This window comes from Slackia equolifaciens (assembly GCF_003725995.1).
In the GTDB taxonomy this organism is placed as follows: Bacteria; Actinomycetota; Coriobacteriia; order Coriobacteriales; family Eggerthellaceae; genus Slackia; species Slackia equolifaciens.
In genome coordinates this window covers 58865-85554 of record NZ_QIBX01000002.1, presented here as the reverse complement: position 1 = coordinate 85554, position 26690 = coordinate 58865, and the positions used below count along the sequence as shown (strand labels likewise).

General features: G+C 63.2%; 22 protein-coding genes. 17 read left to right on the top strand and 5 right to left on the bottom strand.

Translation table 11 applies throughout. The annotated features are described in order from the left end of the window. Positions 1 to 8: 8 nt before the first annotated feature. The 8 genes from mrdA (at position 9) to DMP06_RS02190 (ending at position 10358) form a co-directional block, all read left to right on the top strand. The gene (gene mrdA, locus DMP06_RS02225; RefSeq protein WP_123208122.1) at positions 9 to 2150 is read left to right on the top strand and encodes a penicillin-binding protein 2; all 2142 of its coding nucleotides are present in this window, start codon (positions 9 to 11) and stop codon (positions 2148 to 2150) included. Further along, complete coding sequence (gene rodA / locus DMP06_RS02220; protein ID WP_123208121.1) at positions 2151 to 3359, top strand: rod shape-determining protein RodA; 1209 nt, start codon at positions 2151 to 2153, stop codon at positions 3357 to 3359. It abuts the gene before it with no gap. Between the two features lie 10 nt (positions 3360 to 3369). Beyond that, positions 3370 to 4575: a YcjF family protein gene (locus tag DMP06_RS02215; RefSeq protein WP_123208120.1), complete on the top strand. Its 1206-nt coding sequence runs from the start codon at positions 3370 to 3372 to the stop codon at positions 4573 to 4575. A gap of 125 nt (positions 4576 to 4700) precedes the next feature. Beyond that, the gene (locus DMP06_RS02210; protein ID WP_123208119.1) at positions 4701 to 6581 is read left to right on the top strand and encodes a TIGR03960 family B12-binding radical SAM protein; all 1881 of its coding nucleotides are present in this window, start codon (positions 4701 to 4703) and stop codon (positions 6579 to 6581) included. Continuing rightward, positions 6574 to 7221 carry a TIGR03936 family radical SAM-associated protein gene (locus tag DMP06_RS02205; protein ID WP_123208118.1) on the top strand — a complete coding sequence of 216 codons (648 nt, stop codon included), beginning with the start codon at positions 6574 to 6576 and terminating at the stop codon, positions 7219 to 7221. The genes DMP06_RS02210 and DMP06_RS02205 overlap by 8 nt, the downstream gene beginning before the upstream one ends. Before the next feature lie 167 nt (positions 7222 to 7388). Further along, positions 7389 to 7802 (top strand): molybdenum cofactor biosynthesis protein MoaE, encoded by a 414-nt coding sequence (locus DMP06_RS02200; protein ID WP_123208117.1) that lies wholly within the window; start codon positions 7389 to 7391, stop codon positions 7800 to 7802. Between the two features lie 186 nt (positions 7803 to 7988). Next, positions 7989 to 9173: a molybdopterin-guanine dinucleotide biosynthesis protein B gene (gene mobB, locus DMP06_RS02195; RefSeq protein ID WP_181443009.1), complete on the top strand. Its 1185-nt coding sequence runs from the start codon at positions 7989 to 7991 to the stop codon at positions 9171 to 9173. 3 nt (positions 9174 to 9176) lie between these two features. Beyond that, on the top strand, positions 9177 to 10358 hold the full coding sequence (locus DMP06_RS02190; RefSeq protein WP_123208116.1) for a 4Fe-4S binding protein: 1182 nt from the start codon (positions 9177 to 9179) through the stop codon (positions 10356 to 10358). 106 nt (positions 10359 to 10464) lie between these two features. Here DMP06_RS02190 and DMP06_RS02185 read toward each other — a convergent pair whose 3' ends face one another. Further along, positions 10465 to 10812: a winged helix-turn-helix domain-containing protein gene (locus tag DMP06_RS02185; RefSeq protein WP_123208115.1), complete on the bottom strand. Its 348-nt coding sequence runs from the start codon at positions 10810 to 10812 to the stop codon at positions 10465 to 10467. Positions 10813 to 11181: 369 nt separating this feature from the next. Between DMP06_RS02185 and modA the strand changes: the two genes are divergently transcribed. The 5 genes from modA (at position 11182) to moaC (ending at position 16567) form a co-directional block, all read left to right on the top strand. Continuing rightward, positions 11182 to 12087, top strand: a complete 906-nt coding sequence (gene modA, locus DMP06_RS02180; protein WP_123208114.1) for a molybdate ABC transporter substrate-binding protein — start codon at positions 11182 to 11184, stop codon at positions 12085 to 12087. 196 nt (positions 12088 to 12283) lie between these two features. Further along, positions 12284 to 13651, top strand: a complete 1368-nt coding sequence (gene modB, locus DMP06_RS02175; RefSeq protein WP_123208113.1) for a molybdate ABC transporter permease subunit — start codon at positions 12284 to 12286, stop codon at positions 13649 to 13651. Between the two features lie 12 nt (positions 13652 to 13663). Then, entirely contained in the window at positions 13664 to 14794 is a 1131-nt protein-coding gene (locus DMP06_RS02170) for a sulfate/molybdate ABC transporter ATP-binding protein (RefSeq protein WP_123208112.1), read from the top strand. Between the two features lie 91 nt (positions 14795 to 14885). Continuing rightward, entirely contained in the window at positions 14886 to 15887 is a 1002-nt protein-coding gene (moaA, locus tag DMP06_RS02165) for a GTP 3',8-cyclase MoaA (protein WP_123208111.1), read from the top strand. A gap of 185 nt (positions 15888 to 16072) precedes the next feature. Further along, on the top strand, positions 16073 to 16567 hold the full coding sequence (gene moaC / locus DMP06_RS02160) for a cyclic pyranopterin monophosphate synthase MoaC (RefSeq protein WP_123208110.1): 495 nt from the start codon (positions 16073 to 16075) through the stop codon (positions 16565 to 16567). 230 nt (positions 16568 to 16797) lie between these two features. On the opposite strand, the gene DMP06_RS02155 is transcribed toward moaC, so the two are convergent. From DMP06_RS02155 to DMP06_RS02145, 3 genes are all read right to left on the bottom strand, one after another. Continuing rightward, complete coding sequence (locus tag DMP06_RS02155; RefSeq protein ID WP_123208233.1) at positions 16798 to 17301, bottom strand: MogA/MoaB family molybdenum cofactor biosynthesis protein; 504 nt, start codon at positions 17299 to 17301, stop codon at positions 16798 to 16800. Positions 17302 to 17345: 44 nt separating this feature from the next. Continuing rightward, complete coding sequence (locus DMP06_RS02150) at positions 17346 to 18614, bottom strand: molybdopterin molybdotransferase MoeA (protein WP_123208109.1); 1269 nt, start codon at positions 18612 to 18614, stop codon at positions 17346 to 17348. A 233-nt stretch (positions 18615 to 18847) separates the two neighbouring features. After that, positions 18848 to 19726, bottom strand: a complete 879-nt coding sequence (locus tag DMP06_RS02145) for a class I SAM-dependent methyltransferase (RefSeq protein ID WP_245962331.1) — start codon at positions 19724 to 19726, stop codon at positions 18848 to 18850. A 290-nt stretch (positions 19727 to 20016) separates the two neighbouring features. Here DMP06_RS02145 and metA point away from each other — a divergent pair, with 290 nt between their 5' ends. Next, a complete protein-coding gene (metA, locus tag DMP06_RS02140; RefSeq protein WP_123208107.1) occupies positions 20017 to 20931 on the top strand; it encodes a homoserine O-acetyltransferase MetA in 915 nt (304 codons plus the stop codon). Positions 20932 to 21274: 343 nt separating this feature from the next. Here the strand turns inward: metA and DMP06_RS02135 are convergent, their stop codons facing one another. Beyond that, positions 21275 to 21550, bottom strand: a complete 276-nt coding sequence (locus DMP06_RS02135; protein ID WP_123208106.1) for a hypothetical protein — start codon at positions 21548 to 21550, stop codon at positions 21275 to 21277. A 710-nt stretch (positions 21551 to 22260) separates the two neighbouring features. Between DMP06_RS02135 and hisG the strand changes: the two genes are divergently transcribed. The 3 genes from hisG to hisC all read left to right on the top strand — a co-directional run bounded on the left by hisG (position 22261) and on the right by hisC (position 26688). After that, a complete protein-coding gene (gene hisG, locus DMP06_RS02130) occupies positions 22261 to 23907 on the top strand; it encodes an ATP phosphoribosyltransferase (RefSeq protein WP_181443008.1) in 1647 nt (548 codons plus the stop codon). 258 nt (positions 23908 to 24165) lie between these two features. After that, the gene (gene hisD, locus DMP06_RS02125; RefSeq protein ID WP_123208104.1) at positions 24166 to 25563 is read left to right on the top strand and encodes a histidinol dehydrogenase; all 1398 of its coding nucleotides are present in this window, start codon (positions 24166 to 24168) and stop codon (positions 25561 to 25563) included. Positions 25564 to 25566: 3 nt separating this feature from the next. Beyond that, complete coding sequence (hisC, locus tag DMP06_RS02120; protein ID WP_123208103.1) at positions 25567 to 26688, top strand: histidinol-phosphate transaminase; 1122 nt, start codon at positions 25567 to 25569, stop codon at positions 26686 to 26688. Positions 26689 to 26690: the final 2 nt, after the last annotated feature.

Below are 26690 nucleotides of genomic sequence, written 5' to 3'. Positions count from 1 at the left end.
GTGATGTCATGGTAGAAGCAATCATCACCGCGCTCGTGGTCATCATCGTGGCGGGTATCGCGCTCGCCCTGTTCATGCGGTCGCGCAGCGTGAAGCCGCAGAGTTCCGTTCCCAAATCGGTGTCGTCCATCGGGTCGGGCACGCCGTTCCAAACCCGCAAGGCGGGTGCTTCGGTAAGCGAAGGCACCTCGCCTGCCGCCGCGTCGAAGGGGCGCGCGCAGGGCGGGCTCAGGTCGCGCTTCATCGCGCTGGGCGTGCTCATCGCGGCAGTGTTCGGCAGTCTCACCGCCAAGCTTTGGAGCATGCAGGTGCTCTCCTCCGAGCAGTACGTGACGGCGGCGCAGGGCAACCAGTTCACCACGGTGAAAACGCCGGCGCCACGCGGTCGCATCTTTGACACCGAGGGCATCGTGCTGGTGGACAACGAGACGGCTCCCACCATCCTCGCCGACGCCGATGTGGCCGACAACCGCAATGTGACCCTGCGCCTTTCGGCGCTTCTTGGGGTGCCCCATGCGGTCATTCGTCAGCGCATCCAAGACTCCACGGGCGGCGCCCAGGCTCAGCGCGAGGTGATGTCCAACCCTCGTTTCCGCGACATCTCGTTCATCGAGGAGCATCCCGATGCGTTTCCGGGCGTTACCATCGAACAGCGCACGAAGCGCGTATACCCGTACGCCGCGCTGGCGGGCGCGGTTTTGGGCTATACCTCGAGCGCATCCGAGGAGGCTATTGCCAATCCGCCCGAGGGCCTCGAGTACGAAAGCGGCGACGAGGTGGGGTCGAGCGGCGTGGAGCAGGCCTATGAGAGCCTGCTTGCCGGAACGCATGGCGAGCGCGTAGTGGTGGCCGATGCCGACGGCACGGTGCGCGAGGTGCGCAGCGAAACGGCGGCAACCCAGGGCAACGACGTCTATCTGACGCTTTCCGCTAAGGTGCAAAAGATCGCCGAGGAGGAGTTCGAGAAGCTCATCGCCCCCGATGGCGTCATCGGCGGCGGCACGGGCACCGAGGCGGCGCTCGTGGCCATGGAGGTTGATACGGGCAATATCATCGCCATGGCGAATTTCCCCACGTTCGACCCTACGCATTTCGTGGGCGGCGTGTCCACCGACGATTGGGATCGCTATACCAATCAAGGCGCCTACGAAGACAAGGATTCGCACGACCCGCTGCTCAACCGCTGCATCGCGGGCGGCTTCCCCGCCGCCTCCACGTTCAAGGCGTTCACCGGCATGGCGGGCCTGCATTACGGGTTCGCCGATACGAGCCGCACCTGGAACTGCACGGGCACATGGACGGGCTGGGGCGATTCGTATGCGCAGAACTGCTGGCTTACCACGGGCCATGGCGACATCGGCCTGCGCGATGCCGTGGTGGTGTCGTGCGATACGGTGTTCTACCAGATAGCGGCTGATTTCTATAACGCCAGTTCAAGCATAGGCGAAACCGCCATGCAGGACTACATCAAAGAATACGGCTTTGGCAGCAAGACCGGCATTGAGCTCATCGGCGAGATCGACGGCGTTGTGCCCACGCCCGAATGGAAGCGCGAGTATTGGAGCAACGTGCCGGAATCGGGCCAATGGCAGCCGGGCGACATGACCAACCTGGTCATCGGCCAGGGCGACGTGCAGATCACCCCGCTGCAGCTCGCGGTGGGATATGCGGGCATCGCTACGGGCAGCCTGCCTACCCCTACGCTGTTCAAGGAGGCGCGTAACTCCTCCGGCGAGACGGTCATCACCGGCAGTTCCGCCATGCGCGAGATCGCCGATGCCGTGAAGGGAGAGCTCGACGTGATGCGCGACGCCTTGCGCGGCGTTGCCACCGAAGACGCCGATGTGCCCGACCTGTTCACCGATTACGGCTACGAATGCGCCTGTAAGACGGGTACCGGCGAATGGGCCGATCACGACGGTTACGCATGGTTCGCGATGTATGCGCCCTACGACAACCCGAAATACGTTGTCACATGCGTGATTCAGGAGGGCGGCTCGGGCGGAAGCGTGGCCGGCCCCATTGCCGCCAAGGTGATGGACGCCTGCATCAAGCTGGGCGAGGGCAAGCTCGAGCAGGAGGTCACGCCTACGGCCGAGATCACCGAGTCCGTCGAATACAAGGGCACCGGCGCCGGAAGGGTTGACTAGATGGCAGGATATAACGAAATCGATCGCGTTCGCACGCCGCAGGGTTCCTATGTGGGCTCCACCATGCCGGGGTCCGACGGCAAGCCTGCGAGCGCCAGACGGGGGATCCTTTCCGCCATACCCGTGCCGCTCGTGCTGGTTACGCTCGTCCTTTTGGCGTACGGCCTGGTAACGGTTTGGTCGGCTATCCAGGGCGATCCCGATTACTCCTTCTCTCGCCAGCTCATGGGCGTGGGGCTGGGCGTTATCGCCATGCTCATCATGTACCGCATCGACTATCGCCAGCTGGCGGGGTTCACCACGGTGCTCTTGGTGATCAACGTCGCGCTCATCCTCTCTCCGCATCTGCCGGTGATCGGCGTGACCACCATGGGCGCCACCTCGTGGATCAACGTGGGCATGCAGATTCAGCCGGGCGAGTTCGCCAAGGTCACGGTGATCCTGCTGGACGCGAGCGTTATGGCGCGCTACGGCGGCAGGCTGGACGACCCCCGTGCCTACATCAAGGCGCTCGTCTATATCGCCATTCCGTTTCTCGCCATCATGACCCAGCCCGACCTGGGCACGGGCCTGGTGTATCTGGTCATCGGCGCCGTGGCGCTCGTGATGGGCGGAGCGCGCTTGAAGTACCTGCTCATCACGCTCGGAGCGTTCGTTGCGGCAATCGCCGCGGTGTTCGCGGTGGACGAGGTCATCAAGCAGGCGACGGGCGAATACAAACTGCTCCAGCAGTATCAGCGTAACCGCCTGCTCGTGTTCTTGGACCCTTCCGCCGACACCTCTGACAGCGGCTACAACCTGCAGCAGGCCATGATCGCAATCGGTAGCGGAGGGTTGTTCGGAAAGGGGCTCGGCAACGCAACCCAGTCGTCCTTGGGCTTTCTGCCCGAGGCTCCCACCGACTTCATCTTCTGCGTTCTGGCGGAGCAGTTCGGTTTTCTGGGGGTCATGGTGCTGCTCGGCTTGTATCTGGCGCTCATCCTGATATGCTGCCGCATAGCCCGGGGTGCGTCCACGCTGTTCGGCACGCTTGTGGTGTGCGGCGTGATCGGCATGTGGCTGTTCCAGATCATGGAGAACATCGGCATGGATATCGGACTCATGCCCATCACGGGCATCCCTCTGCCGTTCATGAGCTATGGCTCGTCGTTCATGGTGGTGAATTTTGCGTTGCTGGGCCTGATCGGCTCAGTGTACGCTCATAAGTAAAGGAGTGCGCATGAAGATTCCCATAGACTTGATGGCCGTCTTCCAGGAGGCTATGGACGTCGAGGCGGCGCGGTCGGTGCCCATCACGGTATCGGTTCTGCTTGACGAGGCGGCTCCCGCCGATCTGGTGGCGTTCGTACGCTCGGGCTTCGCGAGCGCGAGCCCCCAGGCGCGCGTGTCTGTGAATTACTTTTCCGATGCATCCGCGGTGTTCGATGCCAAAAGCGACATGGCGGTAATCGCCGCCGGCGTGACGCGCGAGGTGGGCCTTGTCGCGCGCAGGGTTCGCGACGCTGGCATTCCTGCGCTCGTTGTGACCACGCTTCCGCAGGTGGTCGAGCAAACGGCCATCGAGCAGGGCTATCCCATCCCCGAGGGCGACCTGGTGGCCCCTGTGATCGAGGACGGCGACGTGGTGACGCTCGCCGAGCCCGTGGTTGTGTCGAGCGACGGGGCGGGGGAGGTCTCCTACGACGTGCCGCCCATTCCCGGCTGGCAGCCTGACGATCCGCTGTCGCTTGAGCCGTACGCGTTGACCCCTCAGGTTGCCGAGCAGCTTTCGGAGCGTATGGGCGAGTGGGTGGTGGCGTGCTTCCGCACGAAGCGTCTCGCGTTCGCCCAGGCGTTTGATTTCGTGCGCAAACCGCTTTCTATGGAATCGGTGCGCTCCACCTCCATGCAAAACGCGGGCGTGGGCTTCGTCGCGTTCATCCCCGGCGCCGACCTTCCCATCATGACGCTCAACCAGGCCAAGATGGTGCTGCAGATTGCCGCGGCGTATGGACAGCCGCTCACCGTGGAGCGGGCCCGCGAGCTTGCTGCAGTGGTAGGCGGGGGCTTTGCCTGCCGCGCGGCTGCGCGCCAGCTGGTGGGCGTGGTGCCTGCGTTGGGCTGGGCCATCAAGGCCGGTATCGGCTATGCGGGCACGGCGGCGATGGGCCGCGCGGCCATCGAGTACTTCGAGCACGGCGGCAGTGTGGCGGGCATCGCCGCGGTGGTGGCCGAGGCGCGCGATGCCGCGATGCAGGCCGCCGAGAACACGAGCGCCGGGCGCGCGGCGAAAGGCGCGGCTCAGGAGCTGGGCCGTCAGGCGGCAAGCGCGCTGCGCGCGAAAGCCAAGGACGCCGTGCGTACCGCCCCCGAGAAAATCACGCGCGTTGCTCAGGCGGCGGCGAGTGCCGCAGGGCAGGCGGCGGGCGCATCCCGCACGCGCTAGCGGCGTTTGGACGCGCCGGGGAGCGTTCCCGGCGCATGTCGAGCGCCCCTCGCACGTGCTTTGCATCGCAGGATAAGAATCGAGCGCCCCGGTTTCGCGGGGCGCTCGCAGGAAACGAGGGAACCATGACCGATCTTTGGCCCCGCATCGAGGGGCTCATTCGCGAGGCTGGCCGCGGTATCGAACGGCCCGCGCGCTACATCAACCACGAATGGGGCTGCACATACAAGCCCGAGGCTGCCTACCGCTTCTGCATGACCTATCCCGATACCTACGAGCTCGGTCAAGCCAACCAGGCGGTGCGCATCCTGTGCAACTGCGTGAACGCGGTGGAGGGCATGGCGGCCGAGCGCGCGTTTTTGCCCGCGGCCGACATGTGCGACCTTATGCGCGAGTGCGGCATCCCTGCGTTCTCGCTCGAGAGCTGTGCGCCCGTCGCCGAGTTCGATGCGGTGGGCATCACGCTGCCGCACGAGCTCGCCGCCACCAACGTGCTGGAATTCCTCGATCTGGCGGGCATTCCGCTGCACTCATCTGAGCGCGACGATGCGCACCCGCTCATCATGGCGGGCGGCCCGTGCGCTTTCAACGCCGAGCCCTATGCGCCGTTCTTCGACGTGATCATGCTGGGCGAGGGCGAGGAGGCCCTGCCCGAGCTTCTGCAGCTGCATCGCTCCATGAAGGCGGCGGGGGCCTCTCGCGCCGACATCCTCCATGAGATGGCGAAGGTGCCGGGCACCTATGTTCCCTCGCTCTACGAGGAGGTATCCGAAGAGGAGGCGCAAAGGACGGGCTTTTGGGTGCGCCCCGTTTTCGACGACATCCCGCAAACCATCGAGAAGCGCATCTGGGAGGGTTTTGCGGAATCGGATGCCTACGAGCCCACCATCGTGCCGTTCACCGAGGTGGTGCATGACCGCCTGAACGTGGAAATCCTGCGCGGCTGCACGCGCGGCTGCCGGTTCTGCCAGGCCGGCATGATGTATCGCCCCGTACGTGAGCGCAGCGCCGACAACATCGTGTCGGCCGTGTGCCGGGGCCTTGCGGAGACAGGCTACGACGAGGTGAGCCTGATGTCGCTCTCTTCCACCGACCACAGCCAGATCGAAGAGATTCTGCGTCGATTGAACCACGCGCTCGACGGACGCGGCATCTCGGTGTCTATTCCCAGCCAGCGCCTCGATTCCTTCGGCGTGGAGATGGCGGAGCTTGTGGCTGGCGGCAAGCGCGGCGGTCTCACCTTCGCCCCCGAGGCGGGTACGCAGCGTCTGCGCGATGTGATCAACAAGAACGTGACCGAGGACGATCTGTTCGGCGCCATCGATGCGGCGTTTTCCGCCGGCTGGCGACGCTGCAAGCTCTACTTCATGATCGGGCTTCCCACCGAGACCGACGATGATATCAAAGGCATCGCGAGCCTCGCCCAGCGTGCTTATGACCGCGCAAAGCGGGCCGTGCCCGAGAATCAGCGCGGCAACGTGCGCATGAGCGTGAGCTGCGCGCTGTTCGTGCCCAAGGCCGCCACTCCGTTCCAGTGGGACGGGCAGATCGCGCCGGAGGAGGCGCAGCGCAGGATCGATCTTCTGCGCCGCAGCGTGAAGTATAAGGCGGTGGATGTGCATTGGCATGAGCCCGATGTGTCGCTCGTGGAGGCCATGATGAGCCGCGGCGGCCGTGCGGTCGCTCGTGTCGTCGAGGAGGCATGGCGTGGCGGAGCGCGCTTTGACGCATGGACCGAGTTTTTCAGCCTTGAAACATGGCGGCGCGCATGTGAAGAGTGCGGCGTGTCGATGGAAGGCGTGGCGCAAACGCAATGGGACACCTCGTATGCGGTTCCGTGGGCGCATCTTTCCGCGGGCGTGACGAGAAAGTTTCTCGAGCGCGAACGCAAGCTGGCGTTCAAGGAAAAGACCACGCCCGACTGCACGATGGGCGCATGCTCGGTGTGCGGAATCTGCCCTACGCCGTATTCCGGCATCCAGACCCAGGAGGTGCGCCATGGCTGATTTTCGCCTTCGCGTGACGTTCAACAAGTCAGGTCGCTTGGGGATGCTCTCTCACCTCGAGCTCGCCCGCGCCCTTGAGCGCGCCGTGCGCAGGGCCGATTTGCCGTACGCTGTGACGCAGGGATTCTCGCCCCATATGAAGATCGCATTCGGCGCAGCTCTTCCGGTGGGGGTGGAAAGCATCTGCGAGATCTTCGATGTGTCGCTTACGGAGTACGTGCCGGCGCAGGAGGCGCTTGAGCGGCTGCAGCGGGCCAGCGCGCCCGATTTGATGCCGCGCGCTGCTCGCTACCTGCAGACGGGCGAGGCGGCGGCTAGCGTGGCATTTCCCATTTCGCGCTACGAAGTGCGCCTCAGCGTGCCGGCGAACGCGCTGCGTGTGCCCGAGCAGATCGTGGTGGTGCGCAAGAAGAAGGAGAAGGTGCTGCATCCTGCCGAGTTCATTCGCTCGATGCGGTTCGGGGCGGAAGATGGCCAAGGCGGCGAATGCGTTCTGGCTTTTGAGCTGGAGGCCAAAAAAACCGGAAGCCTCCGTCCCGATGTCCTGCTCGACGCCATGGTCAAGGAGAGCGGCGTCCAAGACGCGCGGGTGCTTTCGATCGTGCGCACGGAGCAACGGCCTTTGTCTGCGACGGTCTAGGTGCCGCTGCGCTCAGTCGTCCCGGCACGGCCAAGGTGCCTCGCGATGCCCTCTCGGGTTCTTCTCGAAGAAATGCGTTCGTTGTCATTCCGCGCCAAGGGTTGCTGCCTCGCTACTATTCTTGTGCTAGGATAGCGCGGTCACACGAACGAGGAGAAAGGGTGACAATGAAGCCGTATCCTTCAATCGACGCTTGGCTGGCAGAAGCGAAGCAAGATCCGCAAGCCAGCCAGGTGGGAATGTATCTCACGCATAACGGGATCGTGCGGGCAACGCCCAAGGCGCAGGTCCGTGCGCAAAACGATGAGGAACGCGCGGCTGGCGAGGCGCTGGGAAGCGTCACGGCGGTCGACTTTTCCTACGATGCCGAAGGCCTGGACGCTGCTGTGGCCGAGGCGCTCACCTGGCCGGGCGTGTACTATGTGCGCGTGTGGCTCAACGAGGGCGAGGTGCCGGTGGGCGAATCGCTTATGTATGTGCTTATCGGGGCCGATATTCGCCCCCATGCCATCGACGCGTTGCAGCGTTTGGTGGGGCATATCAAAAACGATCTCGTGGAAGAGCGCGAGATCTACGCCTAAACGCAGCGGGGCGATTGGTGCATGGGGCCGGCCGAGGCGGCCGATTTAGCACTGGCATCGTCTGTGTTGTACGCGTAGTATATGCACGACTGGAGTTCAAGGGGAGCGGTCTTGTGGGCCGCTCTTCTTACAGGATGGGGCGCGCCTTTGCGCCCGGCATGCGGAAGAGCAAAGGGGAGGACCCGCATGACGCTTATCTATACCAGGCCGAGTCCCGCGGTCGCGTTCGTGGGGCGGCACAATTCCGGCAAGACCACGCTTATAGAGAAGGTCATCGCGCATCTTGCTGCCCAGGGCGTCGACGTGGGCAGCGTCAAGCATCACGGCCACTGCGGGTTCGACATCGATTACCCCGGAAAGGATTCGTACCGTCATCGTCGCGCCGGATCGCACGACGTGGTGATCGTGGCCCCCGATTTGATGGCGCGCGTGACCGAGCTTGACCGCGAGCCGGAGTGCGACGAGGTGGTTGCCAGCATGCCCGGGCACGACATCGTGATCGTGGAAGGGTATAGACAAAGCGGGCTGGATACCATCGAGGTGATGCGTTCGGCCAACGAGCGCGATTCCGAGGCCATCGAGGAGTTCGTGAGCCGTGGCACGGTGCGCGGCGGCGTTCCCGTAGCGGTGGCGACGGACAACGAACGCGCGGCGCAGGCGGCGCGGAGGCGCGGCATTGCGGCGTTCGGGCTTGACGACGTGCCGAGCATCGCGGCGTACCTCCAGGAGCGCTACGTTCGCCCCAAGGTGACCGTGGCAATTCAGGCGGGCGGGGAATCGCGCCGCATGGGAAGGTCGAAGGCGACCGTGCCCTTCCTGGGTAGACCCCTGCTCGAGCGCATCGCCATGCGTTTGGCCCCGGTGGCGGATGAACTTCTCATAACCACCAACGAGCCGCAGAATCTTGGCTTTCTGGACGATCTCGACCTGGGCTGCCCCGTGCGCCTTGCGACCGACGTCTATGACGTGCGCGGCGCGCTGCGCGGCATCTGCACGGCGCTCTCATCGGCCACCTATCCGCTGGTTGCGCTGGTGGCATGCGACATGGTGTTCGCCTCGCCGGCCCTCGTTTACAGCCAGGCGCGTATCGCCCAGCGCGAAGGCGTCGACGCCGTGATTCCCCGCAACGCCAATGGCTACGAGCCGTTCCATGCGCTCTATCGGGTGGACGCGTGCCTGCCCGCTGCGGAGGAGGCGCTCAAGCGTGGCGATTCGCGCGCCAAGGATTTCTTCGGCGACATACGCATACGCGAGTTCACGCGCGACGAGGTGAAAGACGCCGCGCCTTTCGGCGGGTGCTTCGTGAACGTGAATACGCCCGAAGAGCTTGCGCACGCCGAACAGATGATTCAGGAGAACGGAGATCGATAGCCTATGCCGTCTATCGTGGATATGGTTGACATACTGGAGCGGCTGGAAAGCAAGGCGCTCCATATCGAGCCAGCGCGCTGCGTGAAGGTGCGCAACCGCAACGCCTCCTGCACGAGGTGCGCCGATGCCTGCACGTCGGGCGCCATCACGGTTGAGGGCAATTCCATCGATATCGACGGCGAGAAATGCACGGGTTGCGGCACCTGCACGGCGGCATGCCCCACGCAGGCCATCGTGTGCGACAAGCCGTCCGACGAGCAGCTGGCAGAAGGCCTGGCGCGCTCCATGGATGCCAACGGAGGCATGGCCGCCGTGATCTGCGGTCGTGTGGCGGCGCGCAAGACGGCCGACGTGGATCGCGTGGCGGAGGTGCTGTGCCTGGGGCGCGTGGACGTGCCTTCGCTTGTCGGTGCGGCCGCACGCGGGGCTCAGAGCATTGCGCTTATCGACGGCGGATGCTCCACCTGCAAATTCCGCGCCGCCGTGCCGCACATCGATGCGACGGCGGATGAGGCCAATGCGCTGCTTGAGGCATGGGGAAGCGATGTGCGCGTTTCGCGGCTGGACGCTGTGCCGCAGGAGCTTGCGGCGCATGACCGCGAGCAGGCAACGGGCGGCGTTTCGCGTCGCGGCTTTTTCACGGGCGTGAAATCGCAGGCTAAAAATCTTGCCACGGAGGCCGCGACCTACGGCATCGAGAAGGAGCTTGGTATCGCCAAGGAGCATGCGACGCTGCGCGACACGCTCAAGGTGGGCGAGGACGGCTGCCTGCCCCATGGCCCCATCCCTCGTCATGAGGATCTTTTAGAGAGCCTGTTCGAGATGGGGGAGCCCGACAACGTGACGATTGCGTCGCACCAGTGGGGCAGCGTGACCATGGATCCCGAAAAATGCGATAACTGCGGCGTGTGCGCGACGTTCTGCCCTACGGGGGCGCTTTCCAAGGTGTTGCGCGATGCTCCGAAAAAACCCGGGCGCCCCGCAGCAAAAGGTGCGAAGGAGCTCGAGTGCCTGGAATTCCGCCTGTCGGATTGCGTGGGATGCGGCACGTGCGCCGACGTGTGCATAGGGCGTGCGATCACCGTGTCGCACGACATCGAAGCGTCGCGGGTTTTGGAGCTTGAGCCGGTGTCGATGCGCGGCGCCAAACGGAAGCGCGGCATCGGAGGCGCCTGGCGAAGCTAGGGCTTGCGCCGAACCGTTCTCTTCTTAACCGAACATGCAAAACGGCTCGCTGAGGCGCGGTGGCGCCTTCGGCGAGCCGTTTCGTTTTAAGATGCTTAAGGGCGGGCTATTCGGCGAGAAGCTCCTTCAGCGCGGCCGCCGCGTAGGCGGATGTGCGACGCTGCACCTCTTCGTAGGCGTCGAGCAGGCGATCGCCTTCGGGAGTGAGGGTGGAGCCATGGGCGCCGTCGCGCTCGAGCAGCTGCACCCCGAAGGCCTCCTCCGTGGTTTTCATAATGCGCCACGCCTTGCTGTAGGCCATGCTCATGTTTTTTGCGGCCTTGTTAAGCGAGCCGTATTCGCGCACGCCGCGGCACAAGGCCGCCACGCCGCGTCCGAACACCGCGTCCTCGGCCGCGGTGCCCACGAAGCTCAGCTTGATTTGAGGCGTCATATCCGAGAACGTGCTTGCCATACGTTCCTCCTCGTTGAGTACCGTTCATTCGCATGGTGCGCAAAACTCACGCCTGTCCTGCGAAATCCATTTAATCATACCATCTTGCGGCCTCGCGGTGTGGCGGCATGGTGCAATCGAGGCGGAATGGCCGTCGAGCGTTGCGTCGGACGGGGCCGGGACGTGCGTTAACTATCCGCCCCTTCCTTCGCGCTCACCGCCATCGGGCATGCCGCTGGTCGGGATGCCCGATAAGCATCCGTCCCCCCTCCCACTTGCCCCGAATGAAAATATCATCTTGAATTATCCTTCAACAGGAATATACTTTATCGAGTAATATATGTGCGTATTTTTCGCAGCGCATATCCGTTTTTTGAGCAGGGAGGGAATATGCTTAATACGCGCAAGTTCAAGCTTGCCGGCGCTACCGCCATGGCCGCCATCATGGTAGGCTCTTTCGGGCTGTTTGGCTGCTCGTCCAACAGCGCCGAGGAGGCTCAGCCTGCGGAGGGCCAGGCCGCTGAGCAGACCGCCGAGCCTCAGGAGCAGGTGCAGCTGCAGATTTTCGCCGCCAACTCGCTGGAGAAGGCGCTCGATGAGGTGCAGGCGCTCTATACCGAGCAGACCGGCGTGACCTTCGCCGATACGCAGTACGAGGCTTCCGGCACGCTGAACGAGATGCTGGGCGGCGGCGCTACTGCCGACATCGAGATCACCGCTTCCAAGGGCACCATGGATACCGCCGTGGAAGAGGGCTATGTGGATGAGTCCACCCGCTTCGACATGTTTACCAACGACCTGGTGATCGTGGCCGGTACCGATTCCGACATCGATGAGATCACGCTTGAAGAGGCTGCATCCGGCGACTACAAGATCGCCGTGGGCGATGACAACGTGCCCGCCGGCAACTACGCCAAGCAGGCTCTGTCCACCGTGGGCGCCTGGGTTGATGAGGAAGGCACCGTGGGCGCCGAATCCGACGGCAAGGGCGGCACTTTTGACGGCACTCCGCTTGAGGGCAAGGTGACCGAGGGCAAGTCGGTGGGCGATGTGTGCTCTTACGCCAACACCGGTGACGTCGACCTGGCCTTCGTGTACAGCTCCGACGTGTATCGCTTCGGCAACGTGAAGATCGTGGGCACCGTTCCCGCCGATGCCTGCAAGGCCATCGTGTATCCTGCCGCCGTGTGCGCGAACACCGAGAACGCCGATGCCGCCCAGGCCTTCCTCGATTGGGCCGTAAGCGATGAAGACGCGCTGAAGATCTGGCAGGAATGGGGCTTCGAGCTCGCATAGCATGAGCTTGGGGCAGTCCGATTCGAACAGATAGGCGGATTCTGTGCCGCCGTATGGCCCGGCGCATTGCACGTCGGGCCATCTGCGCTTGAATGGCGGTCTGGCGAGCGTTGCACGAGGCCGCACGTGCGATTCAGGGAGCGCGGGTGGCGTGCGGTCGCTTTGGCTTTCGCGCAGGGTTTCTGAAGGGGTCTGTATGAGAAAACGTATCGCAGCAATGATTCTTGCAAGCGTTCTCGTGCTTGCGGCGCTTCCCCTGTGCGCGTGGGTCGATGAGCCGCGAGAGGGGGATGTGTCCCAGGGGTCAGCGAATGGGGTGGATGTGGCGGTGTCCGAGGAGGGCGAGGCGGCGCTTGCATCCGGCGCTTCGTTTGCGTTTGACGATTTTTCGCGCGCCCAGAAGGGCTCCAACCGCGATGTGGACGGCACCTACATCGGATACGCGTACTACCAGGGCGCAAGCGATGATTATCTGGTGGCCGTCGCTGTCGAAGGCGGCGTGATCGTGCGCATTCCCCAGCAGGCGACCGATTTCATCGACACGAAAGACCCCGATGACTTGAGCCTGGTGCAGAGCTATCTCATTGCGCTCGATAGCGCTGCGGTTAACGGGGGCGTGGTGCTGAGCGATGAGGTGCCCTGGACGTTCACGACGGGGCAGAGTGTGGAGCAAGACGGCATCGTGTATTCTTTCGGCGTGAGCGCTGGCGAAGAGCGCTACTACGTGACGGTCATGGGCGCCGATGGAAGCGATATAGTCGCCGACACCAACAACGAGGCGCGACCCGAGTATGTCGACTTCGCCCATGTGGTCGATCCCTCTGCCGTGAACATTGTGCCTCCCGCTACGGGGCTCGCCGCGTTCGGCGAGTTCTTGGCGAATTTGGATTGGAGCCCGCTGTGGGTGACGCTTAAGACCACCGGCGTGGCGATCGTATTCATCTTCATTCTGGGGCTCGCGGCGGCGTATTTCAGCTTGCGTATTCCCAAACGAGCCCAAGATATCGCCGACACGATTTTCACCATTCCCATGGTACTGCCCCCTACGGTGTGCGGCTTCGTGCTGCTGCTTGCCTTGGGCAACAACTCCCCTGTGGGGCGCTGGTTCATCGACCACGGCTTCTCGCTCGTATTCAGCTGGCCGGCTACGGTTATCGCGGCAGTGGTGGTAGCGTTTCCTCTGATGTATCGCAGTGCGCGCGGCGCGTTCGAGGGAATCGACCCCACCATGCTCGATGCGGCGCGCACGCTTGGTTGGAGCAATGGGCGCATTTTCTTCAGGCTGATGCTGCCGCTGGCGTGGAGCTCCATTGCCGCCGGCACGGTGCTTGCCTTCGCCCGCGCGCTGGGCGAATTCGGCGCCACGCTGTTTCTGGCGGGCAACTATGCGGGCATCACGCGCACCATCCCCATCGCCATCTACTTCGAATGGATGGGCGGCGATATGGACACGGCGTTGTTCTGGACCTGCGTGGTCATCGTGTTCAGCTTCCTGGTCATCCTGTTCATCAATCTTTGGAGCAAACGTACGACGAAGTATCGCCGCCAGGCAATCGAGGAATAGCGAGGGGTTCGCATGAGCCTGAAAGTTGATATCAAAAAGAATATGGGCGGCTTCCAGCTGGACGTTGCGTTTGAGGCGGACAATGAGGTTCTCGGCTTTCTTGGCGCCTCGGGCTGCGGCAAGTCGCTCACCATGCGCTGCATCGCCGGCATAGAGCGGCCCGATGAGGGGCGCATCGAGGTGAACGGCAAGGTGTTCTTCGACCGCGCGCCAGGCAAGCGCGCGAAGGTCGATCTGACGCCCCAGCAGCGCAAGACCGCGCTCCTATTCCAGAACTACATGCTGTTTCCCAATCTGACGGTCGTTCAGAACGTTGCGGCGGGCATCGGGAAGGATGTATCGACGGCCGATCGGGAAAGCATGGTGGCGTCGCAGATGCGTCGTTTTGGGCTCGAGGGCCTGGAAGCGCGCTACCCGGCGCAGCTCTCTGGCGGTCAACAGCAGCGTGTAGCGCTTGCCCGCATGCTCGCGGCGCGCCCCGGTATCCTGATGCTCGACGAGCCTTTCTCGGCGCTCGATTCCCATCTGAAAAGCTCGCTCGAGCAAAACCTCATCGGATTGTTCAAAGAATTCGAAGGCACGGTGCTCTATGTGAGCCACGATATCGACGAGGCGTTTCGGTTCTGCGATCGCATTGCGGTGGTGGATGGCGGGCATATCGATGAAATCGGGTCGAACCAGGCCATTGTGGATAATCCTGGCTCGCTTGCCGCCATCAAGCTTTCGGGCTGCAAGAACACCACGGAGGCGGAGTTCGTGAACGCTTCCACGGTGCGACTGCCTCAGTGGGGCATTCGCGTAACGTGCGCACATGAGGTGCCGCGCGACGTGCGCTATTTCGGCGTGCGCGCGTTTTACCTCCAGCGCGCCGATAAGCCGGGCGAGAACGTGTTTCGCATGCGTGCCGACCGCGTGAGCGATTCGCGCTTTGAGCGCACCGTCATGCTGGGCTTTCTCGATGCCGAGCAATCGCCGCAGCGCTTGCATGATGTTGCCGAGGAGGATGAGACGATGAAGTTCCTCCGCACGCATCTGCAGTGGCGCGTGGATAAGCTCAAGGTGGAGTCGGGGGAACTGCCCGAGGAGGGCGACGAGCTGCTTATTCGCATCCCTTCTGAGGCGGTGTATCTTGTGACGAGGTAGCGGGCGGACGCTTCACCCCTCTTCTTCATGCATTGCACGTTCACAGTTATTCTCGTTCGTGGTACTATGCGAGCGTTTCGAAAGGGGTTCCATGAAAGACCATCTGGGGCGTACGATTGAATATCTGCGCATCTCGCTAACCGATCGCTGCAACTATCGCTGCATTTACTGCATGCCCGAGGAGGGCGTGGTCAGCCTTCCGCATGAGCAAATCCTGCGCATCGAGGAGATTGCGCATCTGGTGCGCATCGCGGCCGACCTGGGCATCAAGAGCGTACGTTTGACCGGCGGCGAGCCGCTCGTACGCAAAGGCGTTGTCGACCTTGTGCGCGACGTGGCGAACACGCCCGGCATAGAGAACGTGTCGCTGACAACCAATGGGGTGCTCTTGCCCAAGATGGCGAGCGATTTGAAACGTGCGGGGCTTTCGCGCGTGAACATTTCGCTCGATACGCTTGAAGAGGATCAGTTTGCCTACATCACGCGCCGCGGCCATCTCCACGAGACGCTTGATGGCATTGCCGCGGCTCTTGAGGCGGGGTTCGACCCCGTGAAGATCAACGCCGTCACCGTGCGCAGCTTGAATCAGGACTATCTTGCGTTCGCGCGGCTGTCGATGGACCGGCCGCTGCATGTGCGTTTCATCGAATACATGCCGGTGGGGGATTCCGCCGGCGTTGCAGGCTGCGGTTGGGGCCCGGATGACGTGGTGCCCAACGAAGAAGTGCTGGAAACGATTAACGCGCAGGCGCGCGAGGCGGGGCTGCCTGAGCTCGTTCCCGCCGGCGGCGACAGCCCGCTTGGCTGGGGCCCGGCGCGCTATTGGGAGTTCCCGGGGGCGAAGGGTACGGTTGGGTTCATCTCGGCCATGTCGAATCATTTCTGCTCGCAGTGCAACCGCGTGCGCCTCACGGCCGACGGCAAACTGCGTCCGTGCCTGTTCTCCGACGTGGAGCTTGATGTGCGCGATGCGCTGCGTAGGGGCGACGATGAGGGGGTGCGTGCCGCATTCGCCGAAGCCCTGCGCATCAAACCTGACGAGCATCACAACAAAGTTGGCACTGAACGTAACATGTCTCAGATAGGCGGCTAAAGGTTCCGCCGTTCTGCCGAACGGCGGACCATCCGCCGCTGCGGCTGAATCTGGCGGCCGGCTTGGCTTTCACGCGTCGCTCACGTAGCGCTGCTACGCTTCGCTCCTTGCTCAAGCCAATCCGACTCGCCAGATTCGCCCTCGCTGACTTTACGGCGACCTAGAAGTTATTTACAGGAGGAATCATGGGTGAGCTTACGCATATTGATGAAAAGGGCGAGGTGCGGATGGTGGATGTTTCCGCCAAGCCCGATACCGAGCGCGTGGCGGTGGCCGAAGGATTCATCGGCATGCATCGCGAGACGCTTGATTTGATCGTGGAGGGCAAGGCCGCCAAGGGTGACGTGCTGGCGTGCGCGCGCGTGGCGGGCGTGATGGCCGCCAAAAAGACGAGCGAGCTTATCCCGATGTGCCACCCGCTCAATATCACCAAGGCCAAGGTGGAATGCGAGCCTGTGTTCGAAGGTGAGCGCGAAGACGGCCGCGTGGGTATTCGCGTGACCACCACCTGCGGCGTCACCGGCAAAACGGGCATTGAGATGGAGGCGCTTACCGCGGCAAGCGTGGCCTGCCTCACCGTGTACGACATGTGCAAGGCGGTCGACCGCGGCATGGAGATCATGGATGTGCGTCTGCTGAAGAAAGACGGCGGGAAAACCGGGTTGTGGCTACGCCAATAGTTGCGCCGTTCTGACGAACAGCGCAACGACGCTTGAGACGCTGCGACGTTGCGGCCCGCTCTCGCACCGAATCTCCGGCACGAGAGCGGGCCTCGCTGTTTCTATAGCGGACCTGAGGGTTTAAGGTACGTGAAGCGCCATGCACAAGGGGCCAGATTCGGCCTCTCGTCGCGCGTAACGTCGCAGCGTCTCATGGAGTGGTTCCTCCGTTCGGTAGAACGGCGGAACAATTAGTGTCCGCCTCCGGCCATCATGCTTACGGCATGGGGGAGTACGTCGGCGACGCCCGCCCAGTTCTCCCGTGCTGCCTTTTCGCTGCCGGGCATGTTGATCACCAGCGTGTTGCCGCGCTGCATGCAGATGGCACGCGAGAGCATGGCGCGCGGAGTGAACTGCATGCTGTAGGCGCGCATGCCTTCGGCGATGCCGGGCACCTCGCGTTCGCATGCGTCGCGCGTGGCCTCGGGGGTCACATCGCGGGGGGATAGGCCGCTGCCACCGCAGGTGAGAACTACGTCCACCTGCGGATTGTCGGCCAGGCGCGCGATGTTCTCGGCGATGGTCGGGCGGTCGTCCTTCACCACAACGCGCTCGACGCATGCCCAGCCGCGTTCGGCGATGAGCGCCTCGAGGGCGGCGCCGGCGGTGTCTTCTTTCTCGGAGCGCGTGTCCGAGCAGGTGATGATCGCAAACGTAGGCTTGGGCTCTTCGTGCTTGTGACCGTGCTCGTGCATGTGTTCGCCCGCACCTTCATGCGTATGCTCGTGATTGTGCGGCATTACAGCACCACCCCTTCATCGACGTCCAAGAGGATGCATTCGATCTCGTCGCCCGCATGCACCTGGGTAACTCCTTCGGGGATGACGGCCACGCAGTTGCTGCGCTGAATCACGCCGAACAGCCCCGAGCTCTGGTTGGCCGCGGGCGTCACTTCAAGGTCGCCGCTCTCGCCGCGGGTGATGGTGGCTCGCATGAGCAGGCGGCGCGGGTCTTTCTTCTTCTTGTCGGCGGTGAGGCGCGCTTGGATGTGCGGGCGCTCAAGCTGGGTATATCCCTGCATAGCCAGCAGTGCGGGGCGGATAATCAGTTCGAATCCCATGTAGGCGGCGGCGGGATTGCCGGGCAGCCCGAACACCGGCGTGCCGTCCACCACTCCGAAGGTCTGCGCTTTGCCCGGTCGCATGTTCACGGTGGTCATGTACAGCTCGCCGAGGGTTTCTACCACGGGTTTTATGAAGTCGAAGTCGCCGTTGGATGCGCCGCCCGAGGTGACCACGAAGTCGAACTTCGAGCAGGCATCTTTCACCATGCGCGTGAGTTCGTCCAGGTCGTCGGGAACGATGGGCAGCATCGTGGGCACCGCGCCTGCCTCGCGCGCGCATGCCGCAAGCGCGTATCCGTTGGAATTGCGAATGTGGCCTATGCCCGGGCGCTCCGTGGGAGGCACGAGCTCGCTGCCGATAGAGATGATGGCGACGCGGGGGGCGCGGTAGGTGGGCACCTCCGTTACGCCGCATCCTGCGAGAAAGCCTACGCCGGCAGATTTGATGACCTCGCCGGCGCGCACGACCACTTCGCCCTGCTTGGCCTCTTCGCCGGCTTCGCGGATGTTCGCTCGAGGCTTGGCGGGGGCGGTGAAACGCACGCGGCTGCCGGGCATGCCGTTGGAGCCGAGGTAGTCCACGATTTCGTATTTGACCACGGCGTCGGCGTCGGAGGGCAGCGCCGCGCCGGTCATGATACGCACGCACTGGCCGGGCTCAATCGTGCCCTCAAAGGCGCCGCCCGCAGGGACTTCGGCGATAACGTCAAGGTCGACGGGCGATTCGGGAGACGCCTGCGCAATATCCGCGACATGCAAAGCGAAGCCGTCCATCGCCGCATGAGCGAAGGGGCTTACGTCCATGTCGCTCATCAGGTCCGCTGCGGCAACGCGGCCCGCAGCATCGAGCAAGGGTACGATTTCCGTCTCGAGCGGGCTCACGTGCGAGCGCACGAGCGCCTGGGCCTCTTCGAGCGAAATCATTGAGGGAGATGGTTCTGCCATATCGATCCTTTCGAACGGGCGAATTGTTTCCTATAAAGTATATATCGCATCAAGGCGCATATACAGAGCATGTGTGGGACGCATGCGAGATGCTTGCAGGAATCACGTGGGCGTCCATGTCATGCGCGGGCGCGAGCATGTGGCCCGACGAGGTTTGCCGCCGTGGCTGCCGTCGCCATGCCATGCGCGGGCGCGAGCGTATGCGTGGGACGCATGCGAGGTGCTTGCAGGAATCAGTAGGGCGAATCGATTTGGGTATCCCAGGCGATGAACGCCCACGACACCACACGCAAAACGTCCAGACATAAAAGTCCTTCGGGAACGCCCTTCTTGTCGGGCATTCCCGCGTCGGGGTTCTCCACGATGTGCTCGGATAGCCACGCGTCGAGTCGTGCCACGGCGGCCTCGCGCTCGGGGGCGGGCATCGAAGGGTTAGAGGCGTCGATCATCCGCGTGAAATCCTCAAGCGCCTCCGCCTGGGTGTCGAACGTGTCCTTGCGCGTGGAGTGGATGTAATCCACCGTGGGCTCGAACCCTTGTTGCGCGAGGATGCCGAACGCGTAGAGGTAATCGCGGGTAGGGGAGACGGGCACGCCGATCGCCTTCAGGAGGCGCGGGTCCACGTTGGGCGAAGTGCCAGTGGTGAGCGTGATGCAGCAGCGGCGTCGGGCTGTGCGGGTGAGCTTGACAAGCGCGCCTTCGAGGTCGGCGACGGCGATTGAGCGAGATGCGATGGCGATGTCGGCCATATTGTCTTCGATGCCGTACGCGCCCCAATCGTCTCCCCAGCTCATCTTGATGGGGGTTATGGAGTCGACGTTGTTGATCGCCATGTTCTCGCCGAGTTTCGCCAGCATGCCGTCGCTGAAGTCGGCTGCGTAAACCTCGTGTCCGGCCTTCGCCAGCGGGACGGCGAGGGCTCCGGTGCCGCAGCCCATGTCGAATATCACGTCTCCGGGCTGCACGTTTGCGAGATCGAGGAACGCTTCGGCGTACAGGTTGCGTTTGTCTTTGCTGTCGTAGCGGGCGGATTTTTTCGTCCAGTGCGCGGAATTTTTGAGCGGCGCGCGTGTGAGCTGGAGTTGCTTCCATTCCTCATTGAAATCGATCATGGTGCCTCCCGTGCCGAAGCCAGCAATTGTTCGCATGGCGCATGATACTGCAAAAACGCGCGAGAGTGCTGTGTGCTGTGTCGGTCGTGGATTCCTGGAGCTGCTCTGTTTTTCACGCGGTGGCTTTTGGAGTGGGTGGATTGCTGGGAGTTCGCATCCCCGTGCGCTCCGGGATGCGTCCATGGGGCACGGCAAGCTCATGAGGAGCGAAAATGTGCTTTCAGGCGTGCTCGTGTGAATTCGCGTTACAATACGCACGACTAAAACCGCACATCGGCAAGGAGCCTCAAATGCCCATTCGTATTCCCGACGCGCTGCCTGCGACCTCCATCCTCGAGGGCGAAAACATTTTCGTTATGACCGAGCATCGCGCCATGCATCAGGACATTCGTCCGCTTCGCGTGCTGCTGCTCAATCTCATGCCCACCAAGATCGTCACCGAGACGCAGATCATGCGCAAGCTGTCCAACACGCCTCTGCAGATCGAGGTGGAGCTGCTGCGCATCGCGAGCCATCAATCCAAGAACGTCTCAGCCGACCATCTGGAGACGTTCTACCGCACGTTCGACGAGGTGCGCGACCAGCGCTACGACGGCATGATCATCACGGGCGCGCCGGTGGAGACGCTCGAATTCGAGCAGGTGGACTATTGGCCCGAGCTGGTGGAGATCATGGATTGGACGCTCACCAACGTACACAGCGTGTTCCACGTGTGCTGGGGTGCTCAGGCCGCGCTCTACCATCACTACGGCGTGCCCAAGCATAATTTGGACGAGAAGTGCTTCGGCGTGTTCGAAAGCCGTCTGCTCAAGCCGTCCTCGCCGCTCGTGCGCGGCTTCAACGACGTGTCCATGATGCCGCACTCGCGCCATTCTGAAACGCGTTACGAGGACATCGTGGCCAACCTGAAGCTCGAGGTCATCGCCTATTCCGACGAATGCGGCGTGTCTATCGCCAAGAGCACCGATTCCAAGCATTTCTTCGTGTTCGGCCACCCCGAGTACGACCGCGACACGCTCAAGCTGGAATATGACCGCGATGTGGCAAAAGGCAAGGCCATCAAGGTGCCGGTGAATTACTATCCCGACGACGACCCCACCAAGACGCCCATCGTGAGTTGGCGCGCGGAGGGCCAGCTCATCTACACGAATTGGCTGAATTACTACGTCTATCAGACCACGCCCTACGACCTGGGATCGCTGTAGAAATCCGCCACTAACGACAACGCCCCGTCCTCAATTGAACTGCCTCCCGTTTCCTGGACACGAGAAACGGGAGGCAGTCCACATCGGACGGGGCGTTTTGCTGCAAAATGCAGCCCTCCGGTGGCTCGATGCGCTGAGGGTAGGGCCGTCGGCGGGGTCGACGTTACCTAGCATGTGCCCGTGGCTCGATGCGCTGGGGGCACAGCGTGTTGCCAGCGAGCGCCCGTTGCTATCGTCCGTATGGATGAGCGTTCGGCCAAGTTGATTTGCGCCAGGACAGTTGCGGCAACTTCCGAGCACCGCACATACCGTTTGCTTGAATCCGCAGAGCACCGCATGCCGTTTATTTGAATCCGCAGAGCGCCGTGTATACCGTTTGTTTGAATCCGCAGTTTTCCTCAACCCACGAGAACAGCTCCGCAGCGTTTTCGATGCGATCGCGCTTGTCCTTATCGGTTGACCCGTTGAAGATGCCACCGTCCTTTGCGTATTCGAATATCTCATCGGCGGATTCGTCTGTTCCGTGCCCTTCGTCGACTTGATGCGCATGAGGAGCCGAGCGAATGGAGTGAGCAGTGAATGGCCATCGAATGGCCATCGAATGGCGCTGGTTTTCCATGCGTCTGCTCTATTCTTCGCATTTCGGGATTCCACGGCATCAAATGTGGGGAATAGAGCAGCGAATTGCGCCACTGGCTTCTGTTCGACTTGCAAGAGCGAACGTTTTGCCTGTTCGGCAATGTTGGAGGTAAGCGGGGAGGGCCCAAGGCTGCTCTATTTCCGCTTTCTTGGGCAGGGGATGCCATAAAGGCGAGGAATAGAGCAATGAGGCTGGGCTCGCTCGGCCAATGGGACCTACTCGGCCAATGGGACCTACTCGGCCAATGGGCCCACTCGGCAATGAGGCTGGGACTCACTCGGCGAATGGGGCTCGCTCGGCAATGGGGGCTGGGCTCACTCGGCAATAGAACCTATTCGGCCAATGGGCCCCTCGGGCGAATGGGGCTCACTTGGCAATGAGGCTGAGATCTACTCGGTCAATGGGACACATTCGGTCAATGGGCTCCTCGGGCGAATGGAAGGGCTCGCTTGGCGCATGCGGAATGGACGTTGCTGTGTGCGAATCGACCCTGTGTAACCAGCCCTGTGGTGTGCTTGCGGGCAAAATGCGTGCAAAACCATGCCCCTTCTGCTTGCTTTAGTAATCTACTGTGCTAAAGTATCGTCATTCGAGAGATGGCGCAGGGGAATCGTGCGCCCGGTGGTCGGATTCGGCTGTGCTTCGCAGCGCGATTCCGGAAAACGCACTGCTGAAAGGAGCCTGGCATCGTGAGACCGATTACGCCGCGAGGATTCAGGGATATCATGCCCGAGGAGGCGGCTGCGCGAGAGCGCATCTGCCGCACCGTAAGCGACGGCTTTGCGGCTCATGGGTACATTCCTGTGGAAACTCCTTTGCTTGAGGATCGCGCATCGCTCTCGCGCGGCGCACGTGTTGACGATGCGGCATTCCAGCTGTTCGACGGCGGCGGGCGTCTTCTCATGATGCGCTCGGATCTCACCATGCCCATCGCGCGCATGGCATCCACGCGACTCGACCCCGCCTCCGGTCCGTTCCGCCTGCGTTACGTGGCTCCCGTCGTGCGGGAGCAGGCGGAATTCACGGGGCGCTCCCGCCAGTTTACGCAGCTCGGCATCGAGCTCATAGGCGATGCGGGCTCTGCGGCCGATGCCGAAGTGGTGTCGCTTGCCGCCGAGGCGCTCGATGCGGTGGGTGTGGCCGTCTGGCGCATGGTATGTGGGAGCGTGAAGCCCTTGAAGGAGCTGCTCAATGCCTGCGTGCCCGACGCATCCGATCGTCGTGCGGTGCTGGGCCTCGTGCACGCCTCGGATTTCGTAGGTCTGGACGAATGCGTGGCAGGGCTTTCCATCCCGCGTCAGGCGCGCGAGGCCATCCGCACACTGCCGCGCATCTGGGGCGGTGCGGATGCGCTCGACCAGGCGGCGGCGCTGCTGGAACCCTATGTGGTGGGCGACGGCGGCATCGATGAGCTACGCGCGCTGTTCGACGCGGCGCGTGACGCCGGGTTCGCCGATCGCCTGTCGGTTGATTTCTCGGTGCTCAATTCGTTCGACTACTACACGGGCCTCGTGTTCGCGGTCTACGTGGGCGGCCTGGCGACTCCCGTCGCGTCTGGCGGGCGCTACGACGAGGCGCTGTGCCGATTTGGCGGCGCATCCATGCCAGCAGCCGGCTTCGCCCTCACGCTTGAGGCGGTCGAGGAGGCCCTTGAAGCGGGCGCGGCTGTCGAGGCGGCCGAGGGGTGCGCCTGCCGTCCGCTGCGCATCGCGGTTCCCAAGGGGTCGCTTTTCGAGGACTCGGTTGCCGCGTTCGAGGCGGCAGGCTTGGATGTGGAGCCTCTGCGCGATTTGGGGCGTCACCTTATCGTGCGCGCCGAGGACGTGGAGTACGTGATTGTGCGCCCCACCGATGCGCCGGCCTTCGTAGCCTCAGGCGGGGCCGACTGCGGCATTTGCGGGCGCGATTCGCTTGTGGAAGCCGGCTTTGACTTGGTGCAGATGCTCGACTTGGGTTTCGGGGCGTGCCGCTTTGTGGTGGCCGAGCCCGCCGACGCGGCCGGTCGCGCGCAGGCGGCGCTGGCACGTCGCGGCAGCATCCGCGTGAGCACGAAGTATCCGCGTATCACCCAGATGTATTACGACCGCATTGGCCAGCAGGTTGATATCGTCACGCTGCACGGCAACATCGAGCTGGGGCCCATGGTGGGCATGTCTGACCGCATCGTAGACATCACCGCCACGGGCACCACGTTGCGCGAGAACAATCTGGTGGTGGTTGATGAGGTCATGGCCTGCACGGCGCGCTTCTTCGCCAGCCCTGCAGGCGTGCGGTGCGACGAGCGCATCCGTCGTTTGGCCGCCGCTCTTTCGGCGGGGGGAACCGCGCGACATTAGCGCTTCGAAATCATCGGCCCACGCGCGATTCAGCGAGGTGTCGTACAGCGTGCAACGCACTCGCCCTGTTGGGGCGTTCGCGCGTCGAACGCCCCAGCTGTGGTCCATCCGGGCGGCACAGGGCATCTGCACGAGAGCGTGTAAGGGCCTGCGCCTGAAGTGAGATGCCCCACAGGACGCTTCGATTCCACCGGCAGACAGTTTCGCATGAGTTGCGGTCCGTTGAATGGGCCGGCTTTTGGCAAAGGAGTGAACACAATGCGATATATCCAGCTTTTCGATAAAAACCTTGAAGCAGGCCAGCTTCCGCGTCAGGGCGTGCTGCCCCAGGCCGTCATGGATTCCGCCGCTTCCATCGTGGCCGATGTGCGCGAGCGGGGCGACAAGGCGCTGCGCGAGTATTGTAAGAAGTTCGACGGCGTAGACATCTCTGACTTTGCCGTTGACCCGTCCGTGATGGACGATGCGCTCGAGCAGGTGGGCCCGGCATTCCGCGCCGCGCTCGAGAAGGCCGCCGCGCAGATCCGCGATTTCCACCAGCGCGAAGTCGAACAGTCCTGGTTCACTACGCGCGCCGATGGCACCATGCTCGGCTGCAGGGTCACGCCGCTTCCTGCCGTGGGCATCTACGTGCCGGGCGGCCGTGCGCAGTATCCTTCAACGGTGCTCATGAACGCCATCCCCGCTAAAGTAGCAGGCGTGAAGCGCATCGTAATGGTGACGCCTCCGCAGAAGGAAGGCGGCATCTCGCCGTACACGCTCGCAGCGGCCAAGGTAGCCGGCGTGGACGAGATTTATATGGTGGGCGGCGCCCAGGCGGTGGCGGCTCTCGCGTTTGGCACCGAATCCATTCCCAAGGTTGCCAAGGTTACCGGCCCCGGCAACGCGTTCGTGGCTGCGGCGAAGCGTCTGGTGTCGGGCGATGTGGGCATCGATATGGTGGCTGGTCCTAGCGAGGTGTGCGTGCTGGCCGATGAGAGCGCAAACCCTATGGTGGTGGCGGCAGACCTGATGGCGCAGGCCGAGCACGATCCGCTGGCGGCATGCTATCTGGTCACCTACAGCGAAAGCTTTGCGCGCGACGTGGAGCGAGGCATAGAGCTGTTGGTCTCTCAAAGCCCGCGCGAAGAGATCACCCGCACTTCGCTTGCCAACGAGGGCGTCATCGTGCTGGCGAACAGTCTCGATCAGGCGGTGGCGGCGGTGAACACCATCGCACCGGAGCATCTGGAGCTGCACTGCGAGGACGCAATGGGGCTACTGGGCAAAATCGAGAACGCGGGCGCGATCTTCGTGGGCAAGTGGAGCTCCGAGCCGCTGGGGGATTACGTGGCAGGCCCCAACCACACGCTTCCTACGGGAGGCACGGCGCTCTTCTCCAACCCGCTTTCGGTGGAGGATTTCGTCAAGCGTTCCTCGGTGGTGTGCTACACGCCTGCCGGCCTGCTCAAGGATGCGCCCGCAACGCAGACGCTCGCCCAAGGCGAAGGGCTGTGGGCGCATGCGCTTTCCGCTGCGCTGCGTCGTCGCGCGCTTGAGCAGGGAGAAGATTCCGTGAGCTACGGCGCGCTTGCTGCGGCCGACCTTACCGGCATCGCGTGGCCGGGCGACGAGGAGGCCGTCGTGTCTGCGGGCGTTCAGGTGAAGGGGGCGTAAGGAATGGCGCAGCTTTCAAGTCGCATGCGCACGCTCGTGCAGCCGCACCTGGCCGACATCGAGCCCTATGACCCCGCGTTCACGCCGTGCAAGATCAACCTCTCGGCGAACGAGAACACGTACCCGTTACCCGAAGGCGTGCGCGAGGCCATCGATGCGGCCCTTGCGGCCACGCCGCTCAACCGTTACCCCGATCCGATGTCGAACGATCTGCGCGATCAGATCGCCGCATGGCGCGGCGTGGAGCGCGGGCGGATTTGCGTGGGCAACGGCGGCGACGAGCTTTTGTACAACTTCCTTTTGGCGTTCGGCGGGGTCGGGCGCACATTGCTCACCTGCCCGCCCGATTTCAGCGAGTACGCATTCTTCGCCTCGCTCACGCAGACCGGCGTGGAACGCGTGTGGCGCGATCCGGCAACGTTCGATGTGCCCCGCGATGAGCTGCTCGATGCGGCGTCGCGTGCCGATCTGGTGATCCTCACCTCGCCCAACAATCCCACGGGCAACCTTGTGCCCATCGATTTGGCGCGTGAGGTGTGTCGCGTGTGTCCGGGTCTGGTTATGGTGGATGAAGCCTATGGCGAGTTTGCCGACGCGTGCACCACGGCCGAGTGCCTGCTGGACGAATGCGACAATCTGGTGGTGCTTCACACGCTTTCCAAGGCGTTCGGCGAGGCGGGCATCCGCTGCGGCTACGTGCTGGCAGCGTCCGACGTCATCGATGCGTTTGCGGCGATTCGCCAGATTTACTCGGTGAACGTGCTCACGCAGGCGGTGGCGTTCGCGGCGGTGCGCAACCGCAGGACGTTCGCGCCGGTGGTCGACGAGATTCGCGCCCAGCGCGAGCGCATGGTGCAAGAGCTTTCCGCGCTGGTCGAGCCGCTTGCGTCCCAGGCGGCGGTGTGGCCCAGCCACGGCAACTTCGTGCTGGTGCGCCTGCCGCACGCAAGCGATGTGCGCGCACGACTGCGCGACGAGTTCTCTATCCTGGTGCGCGATTTTTCCTACGCGCCGGGGTTGGAGGACTGCCTGCGTATCACCGTGGGCACGCCCGCGGAAAACACTGCGGTGCTCGATGCCTTGCGCGCTATCATGGAATGCGACGGCTGCGACGAAAGGGGCTGACC